Genomic DNA, 16,927 nt, shown 5'->3' with positions numbered 1-16,927 from the left:
CCGGGAGGGCCGTCGCGCCGCGCAAGCTCAGGCGGCCTGCGCGTGTTCCACCATCAATTGCACGCGCGTCACGCCGTTGTATTCGTTCGCGTCCAGCCGGTAGGCAATCAGGGCGCGTTCCGGCAAGTCGTCGACATGGCCGAACCAGATGGCGTCGTAGCGGCGACCATTTCTTTCGAGCATCAGCTTCAGGTGTTTTTCCTTGAGGATGCGCTGGTTCAGCACACGGAATTCGTCGCAGAAGACCGGCGGTGCAAAACCCTGTCCCCACACCTGTTCGTCGATCAGCTCGATGAACTGGGTTGTGAAATAGGCATCCTCCAGCGTTCCGTCGGTTTCGATCACGCGTTCCAGCTGATTTTGGGTTAGCCACTCGCGACCGACCGCTTCGAATGCCCTGGAAAAGCCTTCGAAGTTGTCGGCGCCGATCGTCAGGCCGGCGGCCATGGCATGGCCACCGAACTTTTGAATCAGCGTCGGTGCGTGCTTGGACACCAGATCCAGCGCGTCGCGCAGATGAAAGCCCGCAATCGAACGGCCGGAACCCTTGATCAGGCCTTCGCCGCCCGGTGCGAAGGTAATCGTCGGGCGGTAGAACTTGTCCTTCAAACGCGAAGCGACAATGCCGATCACGCCCTGGTGCCAAGTCTCGTCAAAAACCGAGATGGTGGTGTTGTTGTGCGGATCGAAGCTGTCCAGCAATGCCAGCGCCGTGTCCTGCATGTCCGCTTCGATGTCGCGCCGCTCGCGATTGATGGCGTCGAGTTGCTGCGCGATCGCCCACGCGCGGCCTTCGTCATCGGTGGTCAGGCATTCGATGCCCAGCGACATGTCCGCCAGCCGGCCCGCGGCGTTCAGGCGCGGGCCAAGAGCAAAGCCGAGGTCAAAGGGAGTGGCGCGCCGCGCCTCCCGGCCGGCGGCGCGAAACAGGGCGGCAATACCGGGATGCATGCGGCCGGCACGCATGCGCTTCAAGCCCTGCGCGACCAGAATGCGATTGTTTGCATCCAGCTTGACCACGTCGGCGACCGTGCCAAGTGCGACCAGGTCGAGCAGCGTGTCGAGCTTGGGCTGGTTCTGCGCATCGAAGACGCCGCGCCTGCGCAGTTCGGCGCGCAGCGCAAGCAACACGTAGAACATGACGCCGACGCCTGCGAGATTCTTGCTGGGAAATCCGCAGGAAGGCTGGTTCGGATTCACGATGACGCGCGCGTCGGGCAGGGTGTCGCCGGGCAGATGATGATCGGTCACGACCACCTCGATGCCAAGCCGTTTTGCTTCGGCGACGCCGTCGATGCTGGCGATGCCGTTGTCAACGGTGATGATGATGTCCGGCGCCTTTTCCCGCACGGTCAGTGCAACGATTTCCGGCGTGAGGCCGTAGCCGTATTCAAAACGATTGGGTACGATGAAATCGACATTGGCGCCGAGCGCGCGCAAGCCGCGCAAGGCGACTGCGCAGGCGGTTGCGCCGTCGCAATCGTAGTCGGCCACGATGACCAGCTTCTTGCCGGCTCCAATTGCATCGGCGAGAAACGCTGCGGCGACGTCAATGTGGAGCAGGCCGGAGGGGGCAATCAGCGCGGCGAATTCGCTCGACAATTCACGCAGGTCGGTGAGGCCGCGCGCGGCGTACAGCCGGGCCAGTACGGGATGCACGCCTTGCTGGCGCAGCATTTCGGCGTTGCGGAACGGGTAGGAGCGTGTCGTGATTCTGGTCATGGGCGCAATGCTTCCAGGGATGGCTTGACCCAGAATTTTCGCAGGGAAGGCCGGGTTGTCGTTGACTGCGCGATACGCTTGTCGTTGGTCAGAATCAGGCTCAGTCGATCCAGCGAGCCGGACTTGATTGCGTCATGCAGAGGAGCAAACCATGTTTTTTCAAGCGCGTGCATCGCTTGCAGCCAGCGGCCCCAATCATTGGCGAGCGCGTGTTCCTGCAAGGCGTCGAGGGCGAGCAGCGCTCTTGAGGGTTGTGCCGCGATCAGATCGTTCGCCATCGGCGCATGCGCGGTGCGCCTCACCGCCTGGGCAAACGCCTGCAGCCAGCCGGCGAGATTGAACGCATCGGCGTATTCGTTCGGCAGCGGGGAGTGCGTTGCTCCGCCCCACAGCCAGACGGAATTGACCGGTTTGGCACCCTGCATTTCGCGTGCTTCATTGATCGGATGGTTAAACCAGTGCATCTGTATTTCGTTCTGCAGTTTGCGCCAGTCGCGCTCGCCTTTGCCCGTGGGCATCCAGATATCGATGTTGTGTCCGGATGCTGCGTCCGGGCTGGATGTTTGCAGCGCGCGCCACTCGTCCGCACGCAGGAACCAGGTGCCGGGATTGCCAAACACGAGGCGTTTGCCCGCTTCGTCGCAGAGTGCCGCGGCGATGTCGAACAGCGTGCGCGATTCTTCCTCCGACAACATCAATTGACGCGGGTCGGTGAGTACGAGATGGTCGCGTGCGACGTGAATGTGCACGGGTTGCAGAACGAACCAGGTGCCTTCGCCCGGATCGAGCCCGAGCGATTGCATCAATGCATGGGCGATGGGCGGGCTTCCTGTGTCGTCCAGCGCGGAAGCCATGCCGAATTGGCGTGCAATCCAGATTTCGTGCGGCAGTGCCCTGGTGAAACCGTCGAAATCCTCGCGCGAAGTGGTGCTCGAGCCGGCGCGGGAGGTCAACATGGCGAGTGCAGGGGATTGCAGTTCCTTCAACAGGTCGGCGGACAGTTCCGCCGGCGGCAAACCGAAGGGAATGAGAATGTCGAGATGAGTCATGCCCGCGATTGTAGGCCAAACGACGCAAGGCCTCTACGCTCATTCGGCGCTACCGCACTGACATGAGGGGCATTCAGGGCAGCAGGACGGCAAGCTCCTGTGCGCCGCGCAACAGCACCGGCAGAAATTGTTCCTTCATCTGCTTGCTGGTCACGCGGGTCGCCTGTGCACCGACGTTGAGGGCGGCAACGACGTTTCCGGAAGCGCCGCGCACCGGTACGGCGATCGAGCGCAGTCCGACTTCCAGTTCTTCCTCGACGATCCCGTAGCCGTTTTCGCGCACGCCTTCGAGAATTTCCTTCAGTCGTTCGGCGGAAACGACGGTGCGATGCGTGTAGGCCTTCAGTTCGACTTTGGCGAGATAGGCATCGAGGTCATCGGCCGGCATGTGAGCCAGCATCACCCTGCCGAGCGAGGTGCAATAAGCCGGCAAGCGGCTGCCGGTATTGAGCGCGACCGACATGATGCGCGAGGTCGCCGAGCGCGCCACGTAGAGGACTTCGTTTTCGTCGAGTACGGCCAGCGAGCAGGACTCGTTCAGCGCGCTGCTGATCTGGTTGAGGCAAGGGAGCGCGGACACCGTCAGCGGCGTTGACGACAGGTAGGAATAGCCGAGCGTCAGGACTTTTGGCTTGAGAGAAAAATTGTTCGACTCGGAATCGGCATAGCCAAGTTGCTTGAGCGTATGCAGGCAGCGCCTGACCGCCGCGCGCGGGATGCCGGTCTTGTGGCTAATCTGGGCGATGGTAAGGCTGCGCCGCTGATCGCTGAAAGCCCGGATCACGGCGAGGCCGCGCGCGAGCGAGGTCATGAAGCTCGGGTCGGTCAGCGCTTCGATTTCTTCGGCAATGGTCAGGGGTTTCTTTGCGGCTGCCGGTGCCGTACCGGTTTCATCGACGGGATTGACCGTTTTGCTATGGGTTGTTGCCATGAGTTCTCAAAAAGGAAAGTTTCTGCAAGGACCTGCGCCGCGTACGCCGTTTCGGTCTCTGTGAAATGTGTTCGACCTTCGCACACATTTCAAATTGCCGCCTTGACGCCCGGTTTTGCACGTCGATACACTCGATCATGTTCTATAGACAGACATTAGTTCGTTCATCGAACGAAGTCAAATTGGAATGGCTGGTGTGCCGGCCACCACGTCCGGGCAACAAGGCCGTCCGTATCCCGAGAAATCCAGAAGAGAGAAACGAAGTGATCGACAAGACATGCGAGTCGCTCGAGGCAGCGGTAGCGGATGTGCATGACGGGGCGACAGTGATGATCGGCGGCATTGGCAACGCCGGCTTGCCGGCCGCCCTGATCGACGCGCTCATTGCGCAGGGGGCGCGTGAGCTCACCAGCGTCAACAACAATGCCGGCAACGGCGACACCGGACTGGTGGGCTGCTCAAGGCGAAGCGCGTGCGCAAAATCATCTGCTCGTTCCCGCGGCAGTCCGATTCGCATGTATTCGATGCGCTCTATCGCGCCGGCGAGATCGAGCAGGAACTCGCGCCGCAGGGCAGCCTCGCGGAACGCATCCGTGCCGCGGGCGCCGGTATCGGCGGATTCTTCACTCCGACGGGCTTCGGCACGCTCCTGGCGGAAGGCAAGGAGACACGCCTGATCGACGGCCGCCACTATGTGCTGGAGTCGCCGATCCATGCCGACTTCGCCTTGATCAAGGCACTGCGCGGCGATCGCTGGGGCAACCTGGTGTATCGCAAGGCCGCGCGCAATTTCGGCCCCATCATGGCGACGGCGGCCAAATGCACGATTGCTCAAGTGGCTGAGATCGTTCCGCTCGGCGTGCTCGATCCTGAGGTGATCGTCACCCCCGGCATCTTCGTGCAGCGGGTGGTGCATCAGGGGAATGGGAAATGAAGCGACTGACGCGAGAACAGATTGCCGCGCGTGTGGCGCGCGACAATCCCGAGGGCGCTTATGTCAACCTCGGCATCGGCCTGCCGACGATGGTGGCGAACCATCTCCCTAGCGATCGCGATATCTTCATGCATAGCGAGAACGGGCTGCTTGGCATGGGCCCGGCGCCCAAACCCGGCGAGGAAGATGAAGACCTCATCAACGCCGGCAAGCAAGCGGTCACCCTGTTGACGGGTGGCAGCTTCTTCCATCACGGCGATTCGTTCGCCATGATGCGGGGCGGCCATCTCGACATCTGCGTGCTGGGCGCATTCCAGGTATCGGCCGGCGGCGACCTCGCCAACTGGCATACCAACGCACCGGACGCCATCCCGGCCGTCGGCGGCGCGATGGATCTGGCGATCGGTGCCAGGCACGTCTTCGTCATGATGGAACATCAGACCAGGAGCGGCGAGAGCAAGATCGTCGCCCAATGCAGCTATCCCTTGACCGGCATCGGCTGCGTCGATCGCATCTATACCGATCTGGCGGTGATCGACGTGACGCCGCAAGGGCTGGCGGTGCGCGAAATCGTCGGCGCAATGGACTTCGATGCATTGCAGGAGATCACCGGCGTGCCGCTGGTCTATCAACCATTTTCCAAATCATGAATACGCTGCGTCACAGGTGCAGGGATCGGGTAAAGGGTGTTAAATAGCGCCATGTCAATAACCGGGATGCCGACGCGATGACTTCCAGGCTCACTTCTTCGATGTTTTCTTCCGGAGACATGTTGAATGTGTTTTCGGATCAGGCGATCGTTCAGCGCATGCTTGACGTCGAAGCAGCATTGGCGCGCGCCGAGGCGCAGCACGGCGTTATTCCCGCCACTGCCGTGCGCGCGATTTGCGGCTGCTGCGACGCCGCGCTGATCGATTTGTCGGCATTGATGAAAGCCGCCGGACCTGCGGGCAACCTGGCGATTCCGCTCGTCAAGCAACTGACGGCCCTTGTCGCGGCACACGATGCGGAAGCAGCCAAGTATGTGCACTGGGGCGCGACCAGCCAGGACATCATCGATACCGGCCTGGTTCTGCAGCTACGCGAAGCATTCCGACTCTTCGACGCTGATCTTGACAGGCTGGCCGGCGTGCTGGCGCATCTGGCCGAGCAGCACCGACACACTCCGATGGTGGGGCGAACCTGGATGCAGCACGCATTGCCGATCACCTTCGGTTTGAAGGCCGCCGGATGGCTCGATGCGATTGTGCGGCACATGGATCGGCTCGACGGGCTGCGCGTGCGTTCGCTTGTGCTGCAATTCGGCGGCGCTGCCGGAACGCTTGCCAGCCTTGGCGGCAAGGGATTGCAGGTCGCCGCCACACTCGCCGAAGAACTCGGCCTGACCTTGCCCGACATGCCGTGGCACACGCAGCGCGACCGCGTGGTTGAAGCGGCGACCGTCATCGGCATGCTGACCGGCACACTGGGCAAGATGGCGCGCGACATTTCACTCCAGATGCAGACCGACGTGGCGGAAGTCTCCGAGCCGCTTGCCGAAGGGCGGGGCGGCTCGTCGACCATGCCGCACAAGCGCAATCCGGTTGGCTGCGCCGCCGCATTGACGGCCGCGATGCGTGTGCCCGCACTCGTGTCGACCATGCTCTCGGCGATGGTGCAGGAACATGAACGCGCCCTCGGCGGCTGGCAGGCAGAGTGGGACACGCTGCCGAAGATCATGCAGCTAGCGTCCGGCGCGCTGGAACAGATACGCTCGGTCGTATCCGGCCTGGCGGTCGATGCCGCGCGCATGCGAATCAATCTGGATGCAACGCAGGGGCAGATCATGGCGGAAGCGGTCGCTTTGGCACTTGGCGGTCGCATCGGGCGCATGCAGGCGCATCAGGCGGTCGAGCGGGCATGCTATCTCGCGGCCGGGTCGGGACGGCATCTGGGCGATGTGCTGAAAGCGGATCCCGCGATCCGTGCCGAGTTGCAGGAGGTGGACATCGACAAGCTGCTCGATCCCGCCGGCTATACCGGTGAAGCTGAAGCTTTCATCGAGCGCGTCCTGCACACCTATCGCGAACGCGATGCAAACAAACACTGACGGAGACAACTATGCCATTCATGGATGCTGCGAACCTGCGCCTGCATTACCGGATCGACGGGCGCGACGACGCACCCTGCCTTGTGCTGTCGAATTCGCTCGGCACAAACTTCGATATGTGGACGCCGCAGATGCCGGCGCTGACCCAGCATTTCCGCATCATCCGCTATGACACGCGCGGGCACGGCAAATCGAGCGTGCCGGGCGGGCCGTATTCCATCGAACAGCTCGGCAATGATGTGGTGGCGCTGCTGGATCACCTGAAGATCGAGCGCACGCATTTCTGCGGGCTATCGATGGGGGGCATGACGGGAATCTGGCTTGGCATTCATCGGCCGGAACGCATCGAGCGCCTTGTCCTGTGCAATACCTCTGCGCAGATCGGCACTGCGGAATTGTGGAACGCGCGCATCGGCAAGGTGAAGCAGGAAGGCATGGCGTCCATCGTTCCCGCCGTGATCGACCGCTGGTTTACGAGCGACTTTCAGCGCACTGCGCCGGAGCAGGTCAATCTGGTGCGTGACATGCTGCTGCGCGCTTCTCCGGAAGGCTATGTCGGCAACTGCGCGGCGGTGCGCGACATGGACGAGCGGGCCAATGTGCATCGCATCTCAGCGCCGACACTGGTGGTTGCGGGCAGGTTCGATCTCGCGACGCCGGCCGCGGATGGCAAGCGGATTGCGGACAGCATCGCCGGCGCACGCTATGTCGAGCTGAATGCCGCGCATCTGTCGAACTGGGAAGCGGCGCAGGCCTTCACGGCCCAGGTAGTCGACTTCCTCCGGCTGGGCAATCATGGATGAAAAACAGCGCCATGACGGGGGTACGGCAGTACGACGTGCGGTGCTCGGCGATGCGCACGTCGATCGCGCGCAGGCAAATCGCACCGAACTGACGTCGGAATTCCAGGACCTCATCACGCGCTACGCGTGGGGCGAAATATGGACGCGGCCGGGACTGCCGCGCCATACGCGCAGCCTGCTGACCATCATGGCGATGATCGCGCTCAACCGCGAGGAGGAGCTGGCATTGCATCTGCGCGCGGCGGCCAATAACGGCGTGACGCGCGACGAGATCAAGGAGGTGTTGCTGCAGGCGGCCATCTATTGCGGCGTGCCGGCGGCGAATTCGGCTTTCCGTCTCGCGCAGGAAGTATTTCAGAAAATCGATCAGGAACAACCCTGAAACCGACAACCAGCGTCCACGCCACATGACGGCAGAAAAACAGGTTTTGGAAGGAGCAGGCATCATGCATCACCACCCGCGCGCAGCCTCGTACCGGAGGTCGCCATGCTAGGCAATTTCCTCGGTGTTCTTTTCGACGGCATTGCCTACGGAAGCCTTCTGTTCCTGATCAGCGTCGGCCTGTCAGTCACCATGGGCCTGATGAATTTCGTCAATCTCGCGCACGGCGCGTTCGCGATGCTCGGCGGCTATGTCAGCGTGGTGCTGATGAACCGGATGGGCGTGCCCTTCCTTCTGTCGCTGCCCTTGGCATTTCTCGCAAGTGCCGCAATGGGTTTCGTGCTGGAGCGCCTGCTGTATCGCCGGCTGTACAAGGCAAATCACCTCGATCAGGTGCTGTTTTCGATCGGACTGACCTTTGTCTCGGTTGCCGCAGCCACCTACATCTGGGGACCGACGCAACAACCGGTGATGTTGCCGGACTGGCTGCGCGGACAGGTATCGCTGCTGGGGCTGGATGTCGGCGCGTACCGGCTCTTCCTGATCGGCGTGGTGGTGGTGATTACCTTCGCGCTGGGCTATCTGATCGAGCGCACGCGTTTCGGCGCACAGATCCGCGCCTCGGTGGACAACCAGCAGGCATCGGCTGGCCTGGGCATCAATGTCAGCCGCGTGTTCAGCCTGACCTTCGCACTGGGTTCCGGACTGGCGGGCCTGGGGGGCGGACTGGGCATCGATGTGCTCGGCCTCGACCCGACCTTCCCGATCAAGTACATGGTGTACTTCCTGCTGGTGGTTGCGGTCGGCGGCGCCGGCACCATCAAGGGACCGCTGGTCGCCGCGCTGATCCTTGGCGTATTCGATGTCGCGGGCAAGTATTACGTGCCGGAAATCGGCGCATTCGTGATCTACGGATTGATGGTCGTGCTGCTGATCCTATTTCCGTCCGGCCTGCTCGGGAGGCGCGCATGAAACCTTCGACCTTGTCCACCGTGCTCGCCGCGCCGCCTGCACCGTTTCCCCGCGCACGCTTGCCGCATGACCGCTGGCAGCCGCTTGAAATCGTGTTCTGGCTCGTGCCGCTGGCGGCGTACTTTGTGTTTCCGAATTATCTGGTGCTGATCAGCCAGATCATGATCGTCGGCCTGTTCGCGCTGTCGCTCGACCTGATTCTCGGTTACGCAGGCATGGTATCGCTCGGACATGCGGCCTTCTTCGGCCTTGGCGCTTATACCGCCGGCTTGTTGTCGGTGCACGGCTGGAGCGAGCCCTTCAGCGGTTTGCTGGCGGCGGGGCTGGTTGCCGGCTTGCTTGGCTACTGCGTCAGTTTTCTCGTGGTGCGCGGACAGGATCTGACGCGCCTGATGGTCACGCTCGGCATCGGCCTGATGATGTTCGAGGCCGCCAACAAGGCGGCCTTCATTACCGGCGGAGTGGACGGCCTTCAGGGCATGGTCGTCGGCAATCTGTTCGGCATGTTCGAATTCGACCTCTATGGAAAGACAGCCTTCTTCTACAGCTTCGCGGTGTTGTTCCTGTTGTTTGTCTTCCTGCGCAGGCTGGTCAATTCACCGTTTGGTCTCAGCCTGGTCGGCATCCGCGAGGGAGGCAAGCGCATGCCCGCGATCGGCGCCAACGTCAACCAGCGCCTGACCGTGGTGTTTACCCTTGGGGCGGCGGTGGCGGGCATCGCTGGCGGCTTGCTCGCGCAGACGACGCAGTTCGTCGGCCTCGACAGCCTGAGCTTCGCGCGCTCGGCCGAGCTGCTGATCATGCTGGTGCTGGGCGGCACCGGGCGACTCTATGGCGCACTGGTCGGCGCCGCGATTTTCATGCTGGCGCAGGACTATATCTCCGGGTTGAATCCTGCCTATTGGCAGTTCTGGATCGGCCTGCTGCTGATGGTGATCGTGCTGTTTGCGCGCGGCGGCATTCTCGGCGGGCTGGAAAAGATTCGAGACCGGTTCAAACCGGCACGAGGAGAAAAGCGATGACCGCGATGAATGCGACCACGCTGCGCACCGAGGCCCTGTGCAAGAACTGGGGAGGGTTTCGCGCCAACAGCGACATCAGCCTGTCGTTCGCGCCGGGTGCGCGCCACGCGCTGATCGGTCCCAACGGCGCCGGCAAGACGACCTTCATCAATCTGTTGACCGGTTCTCTTGCGCCGAGCAGCGGCAAGGTGTATTTCGGCGATGAAGACATCACCGCGCTGCCGCAGCATCAGCGCGTCAAGCGCGGCATGACGCGCACCTTTCAGATCAATACCTTGTTCGCCGGCCTGACCGTGCTGGAATCGGTGGTGCTGACCATCTGCGAACGCAAGGGATTGCAATACGTCTGGTACAAGACCGTGGCGCAACAACACGACGAGATTGAAGAGGCACTGGCCTTGCTCGCATCGCTCAAGCTCGATCGTGATGCCGATACCGTCACGCGCAGCCTTCCCTACGGCAAGCAGCGCCTGGTCGAGATTGCACTTGCGCTGGCAACCCGACCGAAAGTGCTCTTGCTCGACGAACCGGCCGCCGGCATTCCCTCGGCCGAAAGCGCCGAACTGTTTGAAGTCATCGCACGCCTGCCGCGCGATGTAACGATTGTCTTCATCGAGCATGACATGGGACTGGTATTCCGCTTTGCGGAACGGATCACCGTGCTGGTCGGCGGCAAGGTGCTGACCGAAGGCACGCCGGCGGAAATCGCCGCCGATCCGCGCGTCAAGGAAGTTTATCTGGGAGAAGCCGAACATGGCTGAATTGCTCGCACTCGAAAACGTGACCGCGGGCTATGGCGACTCGGTCGTGCTGGAAGATATTTCGCTCGCGATGCAGGAGGGCGACAGTCTGGCGCTGCTGGGCCGCAACGGCGTTGGCAAGACCAGTCTGCTGGTGACTCTCATGGGCCTGACGCAAATGCACCATGGCAGGATTCGATGGCAGGGCAGCGACATTGCCCGTGTACCGACGCATGCGCGCGCACACGCAGGGCTCGGCTGGGTGCCGCAGGAGCGCTTCATGTTCCCGTCGCTGACGGTGGAGGAGCATCTGACCGTGGTGGCACGGCAGGGCGAATGGACGGTGCCGAAGGTGTACGAGATCTTTCCGCGCCTGAAGGAGCGCCGCGCCAACTTGGGCAACCAGTTGTCGGGCGGCGAGCAGCAAATGCTGGCCATCGCACGCGCCCTGATGGTCAATCCGAAGCTGCTGTTGCTGGATGAGCCGATGGAAGGGCTGGCGCCGATCATCGTGCAGGAATTGATGCGCGTGATCCGCAAGCTGGTGCTCGACGGCGGCATGGCGGCGATCGTGGTCGAGCAGCATGCGCGCCTCGCCTTGTCGCTGACCAAACGCGCGATGGTGCTCGACCGCGGCCGGATCGTGTATCGGTCGGACAGTGAAAGCCTGATGAAGGACCCGGAAACCTTGAACCGGCTGGTTGCCGTTGCCTGATCGCCGTTCTGCCGCTTCAGTCAGAGTGTCAACTGCCCAAGCGCCCCGACACAAATGGTGACGATTCCGAGAATCAGGTTGGTGCCGATCAGCTTGCGGATCTGTCCCAGCGCCGCCCCGGCGGCCGGCCAGTCATGTTGCGCGACGGTGTCCCGGAGGCGCTTGTAGGGCGCAAAGAAGATGTGTGCGTAAATCAGCATCATCGCAATCCCGATCACGAACATGATGGTGACATGCAGCGGCGGCTTGCCCATTCTTGCCATCATGAAGAGGCCGCTCAGAAGCAGCAAGGCGACGGCTACCCATACCCAAGGGAAGAATTTTTGAAACACGCCTTCCCATAACGGCAGCCTTTGCTCCGGCGCGAGCCGCGATGCGGCGACCGGCCGCAAGGCCATGTAGGCGAAGAACATGCCGCCGACCCAAACGGTGAAGCCGACGATGTGAAGGAATTTTGCGAAGATCATTCGAGCTCCTGTTGAGATGGTGTCGCCGAGATTGTAAGGCCGAATGCGATTATCGTCCGATGGCGCGATGCAATCATGGAAAGCCGGTAAGATCGCGCCATGGATAATCTCAGTCACTCTGTCGTCGGTCTCGCCGCCGGCGAACTGCTGCACCGCTGTCTGCCACCGGAACCGGATTCACTGCGCCAAGGCTTGCGGCGCCGCTTTCTTCTGCTTGTCTGCTGGCTTGCCAGCAACTTCCCCGACCTGGATATCGTACTGTCGCCGTTGCTGCCTGCACCGCTCGGTTACCTGCTGCACCACCGCGGCCACACGCACACCGTGCTGTATGCATTTCCGCAGGCTGTCCTGCTGGCCGGGCTGATGTGGCTCTTGTGGCCTGTCGCGCGTCGCCTGCTGCGCGAAAGCCGAAGCGCGCGTATCGGATTCGGTGTGGCAATGCTTGTTGGCTTCGGGCTGCATCTGCTGATGGATTACCTCAATTCCTACGGCATTCATCCTTTCCATCCCTTCGATTCGCACTGGCTGTATGGCGACATGGTGTTCATCCTGGAAGCGGTATTCTGGGTCGCCTTCGGCGTCACGATGGCGATGACGGTCAGGCGTCCGGCGTGGCGAATTCTGCTCGTCGCACTGTTGCTCGGTGCGCCCCTGTACTTCACGATCCACGAGTTCCTGACGTGGACGGGATACGCTGTACTGTGCCTGATCGCCATCGTACTCGGTACGCTTCAGCATAGCGCTGGAACGCATGGCACGAGGGTTCTGGTCCTGGCATTTATGCTGGGCCTCGGCTTCGTGGGTGTGCAGGGCGCCGCCTCGCGGACAGCCAGGCACGCCGTCACGGCGATACTCCAATCAAAGGACCCCGCCGGCCATGTCGCCGATATATCTCTTTCGTCATTCCCGACCAATCCGGTCTGCTGGGCCTTCGTGTCAGTCGAGAGCAATGCGGCGGAAGGAAGTTATCGATTGCGTCGCGGCATTGTGAGCGTGCTGCCGGAACTGGTGCCGGTTGCCGCCTGTCCTGCCAATTTCCTCGACGGCGCCGCGTTGGAGCAAGGTGAGAGGGCGATCGCCTTCGCGCAAGAGGTGCGCGGAAGCCTCGCATTGTTGCGAAACCTGAAAGAACGCAACTGCCATTTCCGTGCGTGGATGCGTTTTGCGCGCGCGCCGATGGTCAGCGATAGGGAGGCGAACGATTTGCGCTTTTCGGCGAGCCCGAGGGGAAATTTCACTACGCTGGATTTTGAGGAGTTCAGGCAGAAGGAATGCCCGAAGCATGTTCCTCAGTGGGATTTTTCGCGTGCGGATTTATTGGAAGCGCCGGGACAATCAAGGGCTCGCAGCCGCTGACGGGGCACGCGTGACCATTCCTTTCTCATGGGTCGGAAGAGCAAAAGCGTCCGGGTGCATCTGCTATCATTCGGGTTTCCCGCGTCAAATCCATGTAAAAAGTGCCATGTCAGCAGGAACCATACGTGGTCGCCGCTTCGTCTTTGCCTTGATGTTCACAGCGGCTGCGACAATTTGGCAATCGTCATGGGCCGAAGCGCCCTCGTTGCGACGCTGGCCGGATCGCCTTCCGACGCCTCAGTTGCGAGCAATCGATCCTGATGGCCGGCAATGGGACGTTCATGGCTTGCGCGGCAAGGTTGTTGTGCTGAATTTCTGGGCCAGCTGGTGCGCGCCCTGCGTCGACGAGATTCCGTTCCTGAACGATTTGGCGCACAGCGCGTCGATGGCCGATAAGGTGGTCATTCTCGGCGTCAATTTCAAGGAATCTGCCTCGACGGTCCAGCGTTACGCCACCGAGCACCGGATCGGTTTTCCGATTCTCCTGGATAAATCCGGCGAATACTTCCGGAAGTGGACCAATGGCATTTTGCCGACCACGGTGCTGATTGATCGTCAGGGGCGGGCTCGCTGGCGTGTCGTCGGAGAACTGGACCGCAAGGATGACAGTGTGAAGCAAGCCATCGAAAAAATGCTGGAAGAGCACATGCCGGCCGCGACCCAGGCCAGCGGCGGCCAGGCGAAATGAAGCGTCATCGTGTGACACAGAGCATGCGACAACAAGATCATGGACAATGTAACGATAGGAAAGAAAATGCAAAACAGCAAATCCATAGCCTGGACTCGACGGTCCTTGTTGAAGGCAGCCTCGGGCGCATTGCTCCTTGCCTCGGTCCCGCAGGCCGTGTTGGCGCAACAGAAAGAACGGCGCTTTGAGCCGCGTCCAGGCGATTGGCGGAGTCTGGAAGTTGTCACCCGCGTGAATCTGCAAAAGACCGGCGTGCCATCGACCGTGTGGGTTCCGCTGCCGTCCGTGGAAACCGATTGGCAACGCTCCTTGTCGGACAACTGGTCCGGCAATGCCAAAGCCATGCGCGTCGGAACGGATGCCAACTATGGCGCCAGATATCTGATCGCGGAATTCGACGGATCGGCGCCGCCTATCCTGGAAGTGACCTCGCGCGTACAGACCAGGGACCGCGCCACCGACTGGTCGACATCGACCGCTACGCATGAAACACCGGACGACTTGCGTCAATGGACGAAGCCGACCGACTTGATTCCGCTCGACGGCATCGTTCGTCATACCGCGCGGCAGATTGTCGCCGGCGCGCGCTCGGATGTGGAAAAGGTTCAGCGCATTTACGACTGGATCATCGTCACCACGTATCGCGAACCCAAGGTGCGCGGCTGCGGCACCGGCGACATCAAGGCGATGCTGGAAACCGGGAATTTCGGCGGCAAGTGCGGCGACATCAACGGTTTGTTCGTCGGTCTTTGCCGCGCCGCGGGCGTACCGGCGCGCGATGCATACGGCATTCGCCTTGTTCCCAGCGCATTCGGCTACAGGGAACTGGGCGGCAATCCGGCATCGCTCAAGAGTGCCCAGCACTGTCGCGCCGAGGTATACCTGCGCAAGCATGGCTGGGTCGCCATGGACCCGGCCGATGTCGGCAAGGTGATGCGTCTCGAGACCGGCAACTGGATCAAGGATCCGGATCACCCGGTGGTTGCGCCGGTTCGGAAGGCATTGTTCGGCGGCTGGGAAGGCAACTGGATGGCGTACAATTTTGCCCACGACGTCAGCCTGCCTGGGTCGAAGACGGGAAAGCTCGGATTCCTCATGTATCCGCAGGCCGAGGTCCAGGGTGAGGCGCTTGATCCGCTGGATCCGGATGCCTTCAAGTATGCGATCAGCGCGCGCAACATTTCCGCTTGATCTGCAGCCGTATGTGAATCGATGTATAGCAAATCGTCTTCCATGAAACCGAGCGGGGTCGCGCCCCGGAAGAACCTGAGCATGGGCCTCGTGGGACTCGCCGTGGCATCGTCGTTGATCGCGTCGACCTGCTGCTTGCTCCCGCTTGTGCTGGTTTTGGTCGGCATCACCGGGGCGTGGATGGTGAATCTGACGGCATTGCGCCCGTTGACACCGGTCTTTACGGGAATCGCGCTCGTCGCGCTCGCATGGGCCGGGGTGCTCATTTTCCGGCCGTCGGCGGCGTGTTCCTATACCGAAGGTGCCGACTGCGAGAAGACGCGCCCGGTCACAAAAACGATCTTCCTGGTCTGTGCCGTTTTCATCGCGCTGCTCATGCTGTTTCCCCTGATTGCTCCCTATTTTTACTGAACTGCCATGCCGAAAATCCTGGTTTCACCGCTGCTTGCCGCGCTCCTGTGCCTGCCTCAATTCGCGTCGGCGAAATCCCGCACGGTGTCGCTCAACGTGCCGACCATGGATTGCGCGACCTGCCCGATCACCATCAAGGCAGCATTGCTCAAAGTCCCCGGCGTATCGCGGGCAAAGGTCAGCTATGAGCGGCGCGAAGCGGTGGTTGTTTTCGATGACGACAAGGCGACCGTGGCCGATCTCAAGAACGCCACCGAGAACGCAGGTTACCCGTCGATGCTGAAAGAACCATTGAAATAGGCGAGCCTCTGCGCGGCGTGCTATCCATGCCCAACATGAAAAAAGGCCAACCGGAAAAGCCGGTTGGCCTTTGATGTTTCATCGGCCCGGAGAGCGAGGCAACGCAGGTATCTGCTCAGCTTCCTCTATGGCACACTGCCTGCCTGATTCCGCTGTCACTCACTTGCCGGTGTCCTTCATCTCCGGGAACTTGTCGAACTCGACGTTGTACACCTCGCCATCGCGCTTTTCCACCTTGCGCACATACACCGTCTGGATGATGTCGCGCGTGGCCGGGTCGATTGCAATCGGGCCGCGCGGACTGACGAACTTCATGGTCTTGAGCGCCGCCATCGCCTTGTCGCCGTCGATCTTGCCGTTCAGCTTTTTCGCCGTTTCGTAAATCGCATTGATGCCATCGTAAGCCGCCACAGCCATGAAGTTCGGCCGGCCGGCGCCCGGGTTGGCTTCCTTGAAGCTCTTCAGAAAGGCCTTGTTCTCGGGCGAATCATGCGCCGCCGAGTAGTGGAAGGTGGTGATGACGCCGAGTACCGCGTCGCCCATGGCAGGCAGTACATGATCGTCGGTCAGGTCGCCGGTGGCGATCACCTTGATGCCGGCTTCAGCCAGCCCGCGCTCGCGGTATCCCTTCATGAACGCGATTCCTTGTTCGCCGGCCGGAACGAAGATGAAGACGGCTTCCGGTTTGGCATCCTTGATGCGCTGGATGAAGGGCGCGAATTCCGGATTGCGCAGGGGTACGCGGATCGATTCCATCACCTGTCCGCCACCGCCCAGGAAATTGGTCTTGAACGCGGTTTCCGCGTCGATGCCGGGGCCGTAGTCCGCGACCAGGGTCACGACTTTCTTGATGCCGTTCTTCACCGCCCAGGTCGCCATCGGGCCGGACACCTGCGGCAGAGTCATCGAAAAGCGCGCGATGTAATTGGACTTGGTGGTGATGATCGATGTCGCCGCGTTCATGATGATCATCGGTTTCTTCGCCTGCTCCGCGATCGGCGCCACGGCCAATGCTTCCGGCGTCAGGCCGAAGCCGGCGAGGAAGTCCACCTTGTCGCGCACGACCAGTTCCTGTGCGAGACGTTTCGCCACTTCCGGCACCGGGCCGGTGGTGTCCTTGACGATGATTTCCACTTTCTTGCCGGCGACCTTGTC

General features: G+C 61.6%; 18 protein-coding genes and 1 pseudogene. 14 read left to right on the top strand and 5 right to left on the bottom strand.

The window, feature by feature from the left end:
- Positions 1-27: 27 nt before the first annotated feature.
- The 3 genes from recJ to VJ651_RS13180 all read right to left on the bottom strand — a co-directional run bounded on the left by recJ (position 28) and on the right by VJ651_RS13180 (position 3,702).
- Positions 28-1,722: a single-stranded-DNA-specific exonuclease RecJ gene (recJ, locus tag VJ651_RS13190; RefSeq protein ID WP_324107891.1), complete on the bottom strand. Its 1,695-nt coding sequence runs from the start codon at positions 1,720-1,722 to the stop codon at positions 28-30.
- A complete protein-coding gene (locus VJ651_RS13185) occupies positions 1,719-2,771 on the bottom strand; it encodes a hypothetical protein (protein ID WP_324107890.1) in 1,053 nt (350 codons plus the stop codon). Before VJ651_RS13185 ends, recJ begins: the two co-directional genes overlap by 4 nt.
- A gap of 73 nt (positions 2,772-2,844) precedes the next feature.
- A complete protein-coding gene (locus VJ651_RS13180; protein ID WP_324107889.1) occupies positions 2,845-3,702 on the bottom strand; it encodes an IclR family transcriptional regulator domain-containing protein in 858 nt (285 codons plus the stop codon).
- Between the two features lie 263 nt (positions 3,703-3,965).
- Here VJ651_RS13180 and VJ651_RS13175 point away from each other — a divergent pair.
- The 9 genes and pseudogenes from VJ651_RS13175 to VJ651_RS13135 all read left to right on the top strand — a co-directional run bounded on the left by VJ651_RS13175 (position 3,966) and on the right by VJ651_RS13135 (position 11,359).
- Positions 3,966-4,636: pseudogene (locus tag VJ651_RS13175) on the top strand (3-oxoacid CoA-transferase subunit A).
- Complete coding sequence (locus tag VJ651_RS13170; protein ID WP_324107888.1) at positions 4,633-5,286, top strand: 3-oxoacid CoA-transferase subunit B; 654 nt, start codon at positions 4,633-4,635, stop codon at positions 5,284-5,286. Before VJ651_RS13175 ends, VJ651_RS13170 begins: the two are co-directional and overlap by 4 nt.
- Positions 5,287-5,363: 77 nt before the next feature.
- On the top strand, positions 5,364-6,725 hold the full coding sequence (locus tag VJ651_RS13165) for a 3-carboxy-cis,cis-muconate cycloisomerase (protein WP_324107887.1): 1,362 nt from the start codon (positions 5,364-5,366) through the stop codon (positions 6,723-6,725).
- An 11-nt stretch (positions 6,726-6,736) separates the two neighbouring features.
- Positions 6,737-7,528 carry a 3-oxoadipate enol-lactonase gene (pcaD, locus tag VJ651_RS13160; RefSeq protein ID WP_324107886.1) on the top strand — a complete coding sequence of 264 codons (792 nt, stop codon included), beginning with the start codon at positions 6,737-6,739 and terminating at the stop codon, positions 7,526-7,528.
- Positions 7,521-7,910, top strand: coding sequence for a 4-carboxymuconolactone decarboxylase (gene pcaC / locus VJ651_RS13155; RefSeq protein WP_324107885.1), 390 nt, complete (start codon positions 7,521-7,523; stop codon positions 7,908-7,910). Before pcaD ends, pcaC begins: the two co-directional genes overlap by 8 nt.
- A gap of 105 nt (positions 7,911-8,015) precedes the next feature.
- Positions 8,016-8,882 carry a branched-chain amino acid ABC transporter permease gene (locus VJ651_RS13150; RefSeq protein WP_324107884.1) on the top strand — a complete coding sequence of 289 codons (867 nt, stop codon included), beginning with the start codon at positions 8,016-8,018 and terminating at the stop codon, positions 8,880-8,882.
- Positions 8,879-9,904, top strand: a complete 1,026-nt coding sequence (locus VJ651_RS13145; protein ID WP_324107883.1) for a branched-chain amino acid ABC transporter permease — start codon at positions 8,879-8,881, stop codon at positions 9,902-9,904. The genes VJ651_RS13150 and VJ651_RS13145 overlap by 4 nt, the downstream gene beginning before the upstream one ends.
- Before the next feature lie 5 nt (positions 9,905-9,909).
- Positions 9,910-10,665, top strand: a complete 756-nt coding sequence (locus tag VJ651_RS13140; protein ID WP_324107906.1) for an ABC transporter ATP-binding protein — start codon at positions 9,910-9,912, stop codon at positions 10,663-10,665.
- Positions 10,658-11,359, top strand: coding sequence for an ABC transporter ATP-binding protein (locus VJ651_RS13135; protein WP_324107882.1), 702 nt, complete (start codon positions 10,658-10,660; stop codon positions 11,357-11,359). Before VJ651_RS13140 ends, VJ651_RS13135 begins: the two co-directional genes overlap by 8 nt.
- A gap of 20 nt (positions 11,360-11,379) precedes the next feature.
- Here VJ651_RS13135 and VJ651_RS13130 read toward each other — a convergent pair whose 3' ends face one another.
- On the bottom strand, positions 11,380-11,826 hold the full coding sequence (locus tag VJ651_RS13130; RefSeq protein ID WP_324107881.1) for a DUF4149 domain-containing protein: 447 nt from the start codon (positions 11,824-11,826) through the stop codon (positions 11,380-11,382).
- A 99-nt stretch (positions 11,827-11,925) separates the two neighbouring features.
- Between VJ651_RS13130 and VJ651_RS13125 the strand changes: the two genes are divergently transcribed.
- From VJ651_RS13125 to merP, 5 genes are all read left to right on the top strand, one after another.
- Positions 11,926-13,182: a metal-dependent hydrolase gene (locus VJ651_RS13125; protein WP_324107880.1), complete on the top strand. Its 1,257-nt coding sequence runs from the start codon at positions 11,926-11,928 to the stop codon at positions 13,180-13,182.
- A gap of 106 nt (positions 13,183-13,288) precedes the next feature.
- Positions 13,289-13,870, top strand: a complete 582-nt coding sequence (locus tag VJ651_RS13120; RefSeq protein ID WP_324107879.1) for a TlpA disulfide reductase family protein — start codon at positions 13,289-13,291, stop codon at positions 13,868-13,870.
- A 66-nt stretch (positions 13,871-13,936) separates the two neighbouring features.
- Complete coding sequence (locus VJ651_RS13115; RefSeq protein ID WP_324107878.1) at positions 13,937-15,061, top strand: transglutaminase domain-containing protein; 1,125 nt, start codon at positions 13,937-13,939, stop codon at positions 15,059-15,061.
- Between the two features lie 42 nt (positions 15,062-15,103).
- Complete coding sequence (locus VJ651_RS13110; protein ID WP_324107877.1) at positions 15,104-15,472, top strand: mercuric transporter MerT family protein; 369 nt, start codon at positions 15,104-15,106, stop codon at positions 15,470-15,472.
- Positions 15,473-15,478: 6 nt separating this feature from the next.
- The gene (gene merP, locus VJ651_RS13105; RefSeq protein WP_324107876.1) at positions 15,479-15,772 is read left to right on the top strand and encodes a mercury resistance system periplasmic binding protein MerP; all 294 of its coding nucleotides are present in this window, start codon (positions 15,479-15,481) and stop codon (positions 15,770-15,772) included.
- A gap of 159 nt (positions 15,773-15,931) precedes the next feature.
- On the opposite strand, the gene VJ651_RS13100 is transcribed toward merP, so the two are convergent.
- The coding region (locus tag VJ651_RS13100; protein ID WP_324107875.1) for an ABC transporter substrate-binding protein at positions 15,932-16,927 on the bottom strand (996 nt) is incomplete at its 5' end.

The organism is Noviherbaspirillum sp., assembly GCF_035254865.1.
GTDB lineage: Bacteria > Pseudomonadota > Gammaproteobacteria > Burkholderiales > Burkholderiaceae_D > Noviherbaspirillum.
The sequence above is the reverse complement of the archived record's forward strand: the minus strand, read 5'-3'. Positions and strand labels throughout refer to the sequence as shown.